The sequence below is a fragment of the Okeania sp. SIO3B5 genome (genome assembly GCF_010692555.1).
GTDB lineage: Bacteria > Cyanobacteriota > Cyanobacteriia > Cyanobacteriales > Microcoleaceae > Okeania.
The window spans coordinates 1-10,091 of the sequence record NZ_JAAHHG010000369.1 but is presented as its reverse complement, the minus strand read 5'-3'; the positions used below and the strand labels follow the sequence as shown (position 1 = coordinate 10,091).

The following is a 10,091-nucleotide window of genomic DNA, read 5'->3' as shown; positions in this document are numbered from 1 at the left end:
GCTCCTTTAGGTACTTGGAATTTCTCCACCTGCTGACGATTTTTCAAATCCCACAAGCGTGCGGTGCCATCTGCTCCAGCAGTTGCCAATAATTTGCCATCGGGGCTAAAACGAACGCTGTTAACTGAGGATGGAGTTTGCTAACTGCATTATTGCTGACTGTGCTAATAAACAAGAAACGGCCAATGTGTTAGAAAAAATCTTGCAGTATTTGACTGAAAATATTACTGAGTTAGACCATAAATATGCCCTAACTTTTGAAAATAAGTTGATTCAGTTAAGTAAAAATTTGCAAGCTGAGTTAGAAAAAGCCAGTTCTGTTCTACAACAATATGCTGGAGATAAAAGACTTTTTCAGAAGTCGTTTAAGCAATTTTGGGATAAATTAACTAATACTTTACAGCCATATTTGGAAAAAATTGAGTTGGCAAGTAATAAAACAGATGAAACTTTCCAAAAAGAAGTCAATGAAGTTATAGAAAATTGCAACAAACTGCCATCTATTCCTAAGTCTGTAGAGCAAATCAAAAAATATAGAAACATACGGGGTTCATATACTGAAGCTTACAGTCGTTATCTACATATTGTCAGAACAGATTTATCCAAACAATTCTTATTTCTAGATGGAAAAATTCAAGATTCTTTGGATACGGTTAAATCAGAAATAGCTTGGTTATTAACTGATGAAGTACAACTAGGAGGATTAACTGATGTGCGAGAAATTGACTTTCTAAAATGGATGGCAGACCATATTCCAGGGGATTTAATTAATCTCAAATTAGGGTTTAAAACTATTTCTGCCTTTAACGTATCTTATGCAGGTATTATTCAGCGTCAAGTCAGACAACATATTAATAGACTTACCCCCGATAAAAGTCCTCTGAATTTAACTCCCGACATAGTGATGTTGTTGTTAGAAGAAATGTTTACTCCTCAGCAACTTGATATTAATAAAATGCGGGCTATGTCTCCGACAATAGAGCAAATAAAAAATTGGTGGGAAAAACATTTACCTGGTCTTTTAAACTCGGATGATGTACCCGACGAAAAAAAATTCAAGTCACAACTTTTACTTCTGAAAATGGAGCAGGAAGTTTCTAGCAATAATGCTGAAAAATCGGAAAAAGTGTTGATAAAAATTCAGAAAAATCATCAACTGGTAATTAATTTATGTAAGTCAGATTTAGACAAGTTATTATCTGAACCTAAACAGTTAGCTTATGCAATGGTAGCTGAGTTTGTAGACAGGATATTGTACGCTGAGGATATTAAAGATGATTGGGATATCTTTTTAAATGATGAACAAGTGCGACAGAAAGTTTGGCCGGAATTTAAGACTATGGCAAATCGGATTGAGATTCAAAGAAATTGGCAAAGTTTAGTTAAGCAAATTATGGATATTAATCAGTTAGAAAATATGAGATTTTTATAGGGAATTAAAATACCGTAGGTTGGGTTGCGCTGGCGCTTAACCCAACAAAAACTTCTCTAATAGTACATTTTTTACTAAGGAAAATATAATTTTATTTCCAAGGTAATACAGAGATTTTATAATCTTAATAGGTAGCTATGTATGTTGAGTTTCGCACCTAAATTCATTTCTAGCTGTAGGTTGGGTTAAGCTTTAGTGCAACCCAACAAAAACTTCTCTAGCAGCACATTTTTTAGTAAGGGCAATATAATTTGATTGAAAAAGTAATAGATATTTTTCCTAATCTTAATGTGGAGCTATATAGACAGCGTATTCTACTTTGCTGAAGTACACCCATATCGGGCAATATTCCCGCACTATAAAGGTTTAATTTTTAATATTTGTACTTCATATACTTGAAATATGCTGTAACTCTTTGCATAACAATTAGATAGGGTAATTCAAGAAAAAAACTTTTGAACAAACCATAAATTATTTGACTCACTTTTGTTAATTTATTGATTAGTTGTGCAAAGGTATTTATGTTGAATTTAGTTCCTCAAACCAACCTACAAAGTGTTATATAAAATTGCGACTGCTAATTAATTTATGTAAGTCATATTTAGACAAGTTATTATCTGAACCTAAACAGTTAGCTTATGCGATGGTAGCTGAATTTGTAGATCGGATATTGTACGCTGAGGATATTAAAGATGATTGGGAGAGTTTTTTAGATGATGAACAAATACGACAGAAAGTTTGGCCGGAATTTAAGACTATGGCAAATCGGATGAAAATTCAAAGAGATTGGCAAAATTTAGTTGAGCAAATTATGGATATTAATCGGTTAGAAAATATGAGATTTTTATAGGGAATTAAAATACCGTAGGTTGGATTAAGCCCCAGCACAACCCAACAAAAACTTCTCTAACAGTACATTTTTATAAGGACAATATAATTTTATTTCAAAGGTAATACAAAGATTTCCTAATCTTAATAGGTAGCTATGTATTTCGAGTTTCGTACCTAAATTGATTTCTAGCTGTAGGTTAGATTAAGCCTTAGAATAACCCAACAAAAACTTCTCTAGCAGCACATTTTTTAGTAAGAGCAATATAATTTTATCGAAAAAGTAATAGAGATTTTTCCTAATCTTAATGTGGAGCTACATATAACTTTTTGCATAACAATTAGGTACGGCGCTTAAAGAAACGAACTTTTGAACAAACCATAAATTATTTGACTCACTTTTGTTAATTTATTGATTAGTTGTGCAAAGGTATTTATGTTGAATTTAGTTCCTCAAACCAACCTACAAAGTGTTATATAAAATTGCGACTGCTAATTAATTTATGTAAGTCAGATTTAGACAAGTTATTATCTGAACCTAAACAGTTAGCTTATGCGATGGTAGCTGAGTTTGTAGACAGGATATTGTACAGTGAAGATATTAAAGATGATTGGGATATTTTTTTAAATGATGAACAAGTGCGACAGAAAGTTTTGCCGGAATTTAAGACTATGGCAAATCGGATGAAAATTCAAATAAATTGGCAAAGTTTAGTAGAGCAAATTATGGATATTAATCAGTTAGAAAATATAAGATTTTTATAGGGAAGTTGGTATTTTCTTTGAGAAGCGATTATGGTTGTTAATAAGGAATTAAAATAGCGCAGGTTTGGTTTTGCTCCGCAACATGAAAAGCCCTAGCGTAACCAAACAAAAACCTATATTCAACTCTCACTTCTGTAAATCCAATATATGAGAGGATAACTCAGCAACTTTTCCCTGAAACTGTTAATAATTACTTTCTACTTTGGAAAATCCTTCTAACTTTTCCTGGGGGAAACTAATCTCTTAAGGTAATCTTGAAAATCTACTTGTTTCTCATTATTCCTCAATAAACCATCCCTTAAGCAAAGCTAGAAGTGTAATTAACCCACATAGCAGTAAGTAAATTATAAACCATGAAAGTGTGATAAATGGAATAAACAATACAATCACAGAACTCACTTCTGGTTTTGCATTTAAACATCCTTGCATATTTTCTAAGCAATTAGGAAATGACTTTTCAAGCCATATAAGTCCTGTTATAAATATAGGAAACGCCAATATGTAAAACACAAACCAAAGTATAGATATAAAAGGATTTTTATAATCTATAAAAGGATGTCTAAATAAGAAATGGTCAAGATCTATAGCCACTAAACTGGGACGATAATAGAATAATAGGTGACCAAACATCAAAAATATAGAAGCATAGCTCCACAAAAATACAACCAAGTTTTCCAATAAAAATGGTAATGCTAAAATTAAGCATAGAAGAGTCAAAAAAATATTGGCATTGATATTAATAAATGAAAGCCCCATAGCTATAAAAAAATAAACTATTGATATATCAAAAAAATCCTGCCATTGTTGAGAAAGATTGAAGTTATGGGAAATCTCTTCATCAATTTCCTTTTGTGCATCAAGGGTAATATTAATTCTTTCCTCTATTTTCCCAGGTAAACTTTCTAATGAATTTTCTAATGACTTAACTCGACCAAACAACGTCTTTAAATTAACATCCCCTTTCAACCTTTTCTTCTCTAACTCCAACATAAAATCAGACATACGAGAAACTTTTTTCTGAAGCTCAGAGTAATTACTTTCCACATCTTGAGAAAACTGCTCTAACTTTTCTCTGAGCAAACTAATCTCTTGAGATAATTCTTGACTTTCTACAAACTGGGGAAATTTTTCATTAACTTGCTGTTGTGAACCAAAAGTACTATTAACTCTTTCCTCTATTTGTCCAGGTAAACTTTCTAATGAATTTTCTAATAACTTAACTCGACGAAATAACGGCTCTAAACCAACACCTATATTCGACCTTTCTTCCTGCAACTCCAATATATTAGATGATAATTCAGCCATTTGTTCCTGAAGCTGTGAAGAATTACTTTCCACATTAGAAAATTCCTCCAACTTTTCCCTGAGTAAACTAATATCTTGAGATAATTTATGAGCATCTATTTGTTGAGATTCAACATCCACTACCATCCGAACAATTTCTTCAATTTCCTGTTTTGTATCTGCTACAAATTGTTGAAACTTTTCATTAACTTCCTGTTGTGAATCAAAGGTACTATTAATCCTTTCCTCTATTTGCCCAGGTAAACTTACCCATGAATTTTCTAATGAATTAACTCGACCAAATAACGACCCTAAATCAACATCTCCATTCAACTTTTCATCCTGTAACTCCAACATAAAATAAGACAACCGAGAAACTTCTTTCTGAAGGTGAGAGTAATTACTTTCCACGTCTTGAGAAAACTGCTCTAACTTTTCTCTAAGCAAACTAATCTCTTGAGATAATTCCCGATAATTTTTTCTTTCAGTTTCAACCTGCAAAACTTCATTAACTTCCTCAGATTCCTCCTCAGTTTCTACCTGCTCATAATTACCAGAATAATTATCAGCTTCCGAACTATCTTTCTTTACACCTCTGATTAGACCCGGATTAAAGTCTAAATCATCTAATGAACTACCCTCATTATTTTCCGACATAAAACACCGCGTAAAAATTTTCTATTTGCTTATATGTTAATATTCTACCTCAGCAGATTGGTTATATGGTATTATTATACCTGAGTCAAAGCTACAAAAAATAATAAAAATACCTAATAAAAAACTATCCTTGGAAATATCATAATCTCTCCATGAAAAATCATAGGAACTATCTGAGTTAACAGAAGAAAAAATTGAAAACTTCGCAATACAAATGATTGCTAGTAGTACCCCAAAAAGAATAGAAAATGAACGTCCATTAAATGAAATTTAAGATGGTATTACACCAGAAACATTACATGGTGAAATTGACTTTCGAGAACCTCTAGGTTGTGAAATATGGTAGTTAAAATTTATATATTCCCCAGAGAGGAAATATTATTTTGATTAGCTTTTATCCTCAATCTGCAAGAGAACAAGCGGGTCATCGTCCTAGTCTAGTAATATCAAGAATAAAATACAATCGTCTAGTGAAGTTAGCTTTAGTTTGCCCTATTAATTCTAATACCATTTATCTGTAAAAATGCGCTTAATAATTGTTGATCAGACATTATTACACTGACTATTTTCATCTTTATATTAAGTGAACTTCATGGATAAATGGTATAAGGCTAAAGGTTATTCTTTAGAAGTAGCAATTCCTGAAGGGTTAGGAATTTCAGGAGTAATCTTAATCGCTCATATTAAGTCTTTAGACTAGCGATCGCGTAGAGCAGAATTTATCAGTCAAATACCCAGTGATGTATTAGTAGAAGTAGTCTCTAAACTAACAGAAATAATTAGTGGCATATTAAGCTAACTTAAGCAACATCCTTGCAAGATCAAATATTGTTTTTAATGACACAAAATTGAGGAAACAATTTGAGTCTTATATCCGTCAATAGTTAGTTAAAGCAAGTTATAAAGCCCAGGGATTATCCAATTTACAAACCCCCTCAAATATGACCATTACCAATCTTTATTATTATTTTAAAATTAGAGACGAATCAGAAACAAAAATGGGAGAAAATATAGTAGCAACATAGACATATTTCCAGAAAATCTTAGCTAAAATCAAAAGTAGAATTAGGAGATAAATATCATGTCAGACCTCGACCGTGGAATAATGAAATTTAAGGGAGCAGATACTCCCAGCGCGATCGCCATTTCTGCAATTGTGATTCTAGGTGGAATAGTCTTGCTTCTTTTGTGGGGACTCAGTACCGCTTATACAGTTGGCTAGTTAAAAACAATACAAATTGCTTAGAGACGTTCCGGCGGAACGTCTCTTTAAGATATTTAAGTTTTAATTAAAATCCAATTTATTAAGAATATAAAGACCTGAGAAAAAAGAATTTATGATTTATGCCCTTTCTCATAAAATGCTGCTATAAATAAGGACAAGAATCTCAATGATTTAGTACTTTTTTTACTTGCTGATTCTGTCAATATCATATTAGTTTAATAGAAATTATTTCAGAGAAACCTAATTTGGAGCTATGTTATTAGATATGACTACTGAAAAAAAAGATAAACAACAAACTTTACACCCTACTATCTTAGCAGGATGTATGGGCTTTATGATGATTTGTGCTTGGGCATTTGCAGCTCCTAAAGCTTTTGAAAAACCTATTATTGAAGTTCAATTACCTGACACTGAAGATGTAGACGATCAAACAGAAGTTACTCAAGTACAAACAACAACAACTGAAACAGAGTCTATAACTACAACTACACAAACCACAGAAGCTGAAACTACTACTACAGAGTCTCCCACTCCCATCACAACTGATACGACAACAACTGAAACAGAGTCTATAACTACAACTACACAAACCACAGAAGCTGAAACTACTACTACAGAGTCTCCCACTCCCATCACAACTGATACAACAACAACTGAAACAGAGTCTATAACTACAACTACACAAACCCCAGAAACAGAAACAACTACTAGCTCAGTATCTACTTCTCCATCCGCGACCGTATCACCTACTACTAATATTACTACCTCTGGAGCAGAAACTACACAACCAACTGCTACATCATCGCCCGAAATCGAAACTTCTGCTGCTACCACTAACACATCTACAACATCTCAATCACAAGGCAAGAACTTGAGTCAAAACAAAACTTTAGGTCAAGTCAAATTTGGATTTGATGCATTTGAATTATCTCCCCAAGCAGAGCAAACTATAAATAGTCTCATCTCAGAAATTAAAGAATACGATCCGAATAAAGTTACTATTAGAGTAGAAGGTCATACATCTCAGGTTGGTGGTGCTCAGTTAAATCAAGAAATATCTCAAGACCGAGCAAATGCAGTGGTAGAATATTTGAAACAGCAGAATTTACCATATCAGGTTGTTGGCAAAGGAATGGGATTTTCTCAACCACTCCCTGGTAGCGATCCTGCTGCTGATGTCAACCAGCGAACAGTAATTATTTTGACACCCGCTAATTAACTTTGAACTTTCTCACAAAATCAATAGATATCTCCAGAAAAGAGGCAATAGGAAACAGGGGACAGGGAACAGTGAGGAATAATTGATGATTTATGCATGATAATTGATTTTATTTTTGGTTTTTGGAGATGTCTAATATTAATTTTTAACTCTTATTTTTAGACTGGCAGATTCCAAGTTTTAGGATTTAATGCCAGTTTTTGTATGTTTAAGGCATTTGACTAGCTTGATTTTATACAATTTCTCAAAAAGAATGCTATACTTATGCAAGATTTCAATGATTAAGTAATTATTAGAATTCAATAACGTTAATAGCGATTGTAAGCTAGCAAACGTATATTATTATGTTTACTCCTCCTGTAGGGACGTTGCATCCAACGTCCCTACCCACTCCCCTACTGCCTCTTTTTAGGTAATAGACATAGGCGTAAAAATCCAAAATAAAATCAATTCTCACACAGAAATTATCAATTATTTCTCCCTAATGCCTACTCCCTCTTTGATGGAGATGTTTAATATGCTATATTACAAAGACTGTTACCAATCAAAATTAATAACTCTGAACTTATAGATGTCTACAAAACCTACCATTTCATTCTCTCACTTAGGGTGCGAAAAAAATCGTATCGATACCGAACATATCATAGGTTTACTAGCACAAGCGGGTTATCAAATAGATGCTAACGAAGAATTAGCAGATTATGTAGTCGTTAACACCTGTAGTTTTATCCAAGATGCTAGAGAAGAATCTGTTCGTACTTTGGTAGAATTAGCAGAAGCTAACAAAAAAATAGTCATCGCAGGTTGTATGGCGCAACACTTCCAAGAAGAACTACTTGCAGAACTGCCAGAAGCAGTAGCACTTGTGGGGACTGGTGATTATCATAAAATAGTTGATGTAATGGAACGGGTAGAAAAAGGCGATCGCGTCAAAGAAGTCTCCCCCCAACCAACCTACATTGCTGATGAAACAACCCCACGTTACCGCACCACATCCGAAGGAGTTGCTTATGTGCGAATAGCAGAAGGTTGTGATTATCGTTGTGCTTTTTGTATTATTCCTCATCTACGAGGAAATCAGCGATCGCGCACCATAGAATCTATTGTCACCGAAGCTCAACAACTAGCAGACCAAGGTGTAAAAGAAATCATCCTCATCTCCCAAATAACCACTAACTATGGAGTTGATATCTATGGCGAACCCAAACTCGCCGAACTTCTCCGCGCCCTGGGAAAAGTTGATATACCCTGGATTAGAATGCACTATGCCTATCCTACAGGTTTGACTCCCAAAGTAATAGCCGCCATCCAAGAAACTCCCAATATTTTACCCTATCTCGACTTGCCCTTACAACATTCTCATCCCCAAATATTGCGGGCAATGAATAGACCATGGCAAGGTCGGGTTAATGATAATATAATCGAAAAAATCAAAGCAGCTATGCCCAATGCCGTGTTGCGGACAACCTTTATAGTTGGTTTCCCTGGTGAAACGGAAGAGCATCATGCACATTTAGTAGAATTTGTCAAGCGTCACGAGTTCGATCATGTCGGGGTATTTACTTTCTCTCCAGAAGAAGGAACACCCGCCTATAGTTTGCCTAATCAGTTGTCCAAAGCGGTGATGGACGCCCGTAGAGAAGAAATTATGCAAGTCCAGCAACCCATATCTGGGAAACAGAATCAAAAATCAGTGGGACAAGTAGTTGATGTATTGATTGAACAGGAGAATCCCCAGACAGGAGAGTTAATTGGTAGGTCTCCCCGGTTTTCTCCAGAAGTTGACGGACTTGTTTATCTCCAAGGTAAGGCCCGTTTGGGTTCAATTGTGCCAGCGATGATTACAGATGCAGATATTTACGACTTGTACGGTAATCTAGATTTAAGTCAATCGAGCAATTAGACATCTCCACCAAAGGAGGCAACAGCTCCGGAAGGCAACAGGCAACAGGGAGAAATAATTGATAATTTATGGATAAGAATTGATTTTATTTTTTATTTTTACGCCTATGTCTATTAGACATCTAGACATCTCCTCCAAAAGAGGGAGTAGGGAGTAGGAGCAGAAAAGAATTGACGAATTAGAGTGTGATAATTGAGCAAAATAATTGGGTCGCGCAACCTCGCCTTTTAAGGCGAAATATTTTTGGAGCGGAGCTCAAATCCCAGTTACAAAAATCACCTCTGACTTCTGACTTCTGACTTCTGACTTTTGACTTCGTTGAATGTCCCAAAAACTCTACATCAATGTACAAAATCTAAAAAAATTAGTGAAATTAAGGAAAATTTGTAATAAATGTGGCAAATGTTAAGTCTTTTGTTATTATGTTAATGATTATGAAGATAAAGACGAGCTACCCTAAAGTGAGCTGCTAAGTATCATAACATACCTATGACAACTTAGGTAAAGAGGCGGGGACATGAAAAACCTCAAAATAAAGGTAATTTTTTCCTCCCTTGTCCAACGGAAACTTGATATATACAACAGCTTAACGATGGCCAAATATTGGCTCTAACCTTTCTCAACAGACCCTCTAGGAAATTCTTCTCTATAGCCGTAGGTTTAGGAGTGAGACGAAAGGAGACTTAATCGCAGGGGCTTAAAATTCCTGAGATTGATATGTGTGAGACAGTAGTAATTTCTATATCTTTATATATATTGTAGTGGTTGATAACCTGCA

The 10,091-nt window shown here is 34.4% G+C and carries 8 protein-coding genes and 1 pseudogene; 7 read left to right on the top strand and 2 right to left on the bottom strand.

Translation table 11 applies throughout. The annotated features are described in order from the left end of the window. A pseudogene (locus F6K54_RS32120) lies at window positions 1-92 on the bottom strand (hypothetical protein); the annotation flags it as partial. Between the two features lie 38 nt (window positions 93-130). Between F6K54_RS32120 and F6K54_RS32115 the strand changes: the two are divergent. From F6K54_RS32115 to F6K54_RS32105, 3 genes are all read left to right on the top strand, one after another. Beyond that, window positions 131-1,432, top strand: a complete 1,302-nt coding sequence (locus F6K54_RS32115; protein ID WP_293087074.1) for a hypothetical protein — start codon at window positions 131-133, stop codon at window positions 1,430-1,432. 568 nt (window positions 1,433-2,000) lie between these two features. Beyond that, window positions 2,001-2,282 (top strand): hypothetical protein, encoded by a 282-nt coding sequence (locus tag F6K54_RS32110; protein WP_293087071.1) that lies wholly within the window; start codon window positions 2,001-2,003, stop codon window positions 2,280-2,282. A gap of 461 nt (window positions 2,283-2,743) precedes the next feature. Next, window positions 2,744-3,025, top strand: coding sequence for a hypothetical protein (locus tag F6K54_RS32105; RefSeq protein WP_293087068.1), 282 nt, complete (start codon window positions 2,744-2,746; stop codon window positions 3,023-3,025). 276 nt (window positions 3,026-3,301) lie between these two features. Here F6K54_RS32105 and F6K54_RS32100 read toward each other — a convergent pair whose 3' ends face one another. After that, window positions 3,302-4,966 carry a hypothetical protein gene (locus tag F6K54_RS32100; protein ID WP_293087065.1) on the bottom strand — a complete coding sequence of 555 codons (1,665 nt, stop codon included), beginning with the start codon at window positions 4,964-4,966 and terminating at the stop codon, window positions 3,302-3,304. A gap of 359 nt (window positions 4,967-5,325) precedes the next feature. Here F6K54_RS32100 and F6K54_RS43310 point away from each other — a divergent pair, with 359 nt between their 5' ends. From F6K54_RS43310 to rimO, 4 genes are all read left to right on the top strand, one after another. Beyond that, the gene (locus F6K54_RS43310; protein ID WP_366558290.1) at window positions 5,326-5,487 is read left to right on the top strand and encodes a type II toxin-antitoxin system PemK/MazF family toxin; all 162 of its coding nucleotides are present in this window, start codon (window positions 5,326-5,328) and stop codon (window positions 5,485-5,487) included. A 560-nt stretch (window positions 5,488-6,047) separates the two neighbouring features. Further along, entirely contained in the window at window positions 6,048-6,188 is a 141-nt protein-coding gene (locus F6K54_RS32095; RefSeq protein WP_293087063.1) for a hypothetical protein, read from the top strand. A 256-nt stretch (window positions 6,189-6,444) separates the two neighbouring features. Further along, window positions 6,445-7,410 carry an OmpA family protein gene (locus tag F6K54_RS32090; RefSeq protein WP_293087060.1) on the top strand — a complete coding sequence of 322 codons (966 nt, stop codon included), beginning with the start codon at window positions 6,445-6,447 and terminating at the stop codon, window positions 7,408-7,410. Between the two features lie 571 nt (window positions 7,411-7,981). Next, window positions 7,982-9,313: a 30S ribosomal protein S12 methylthiotransferase RimO gene (gene rimO, locus F6K54_RS32085; RefSeq protein ID WP_293087057.1), complete on the top strand. Its 1,332-nt coding sequence runs from the start codon at window positions 7,982-7,984 to the stop codon at window positions 9,311-9,313. Window positions 9,314-10,091: the final 778 nt, after the last annotated feature.

What these genes read in the sequence shown, in the direction of transcription:
- F6K54_RS32115 (WP_293087074.1), top strand. Translation starts at nt 131, where the DNA reads ATGGAGTTTGCTAACTGCATTATTGCTGACTGTGCTAATAAACAAGAA.
- F6K54_RS32100 (WP_293087065.1), bottom strand. Translation starts at nt 4,966, where the DNA reads ATGTCGGAAAATAATGAGGGTAGTTCATTAGATGATTTAGACTTTAAT.
- F6K54_RS32095 (WP_293087063.1), top strand. Translation starts at nt 6,048, where the DNA reads ATGTCAGACCTCGACCGTGGAATAATGAAATTTAAGGGAGCAGATACT.
- F6K54_RS32090 (WP_293087060.1), top strand. Translation starts at nt 6,445, where the DNA reads ATGTTATTAGATATGACTACTGAAAAAAAAGATAAACAACAAACTTTA.
- rimO (WP_293087057.1), top strand. Translation starts at nt 7,982, where the DNA reads ATGTCTACAAAACCTACCATTTCATTCTCTCACTTAGGGTGCGAAAAA.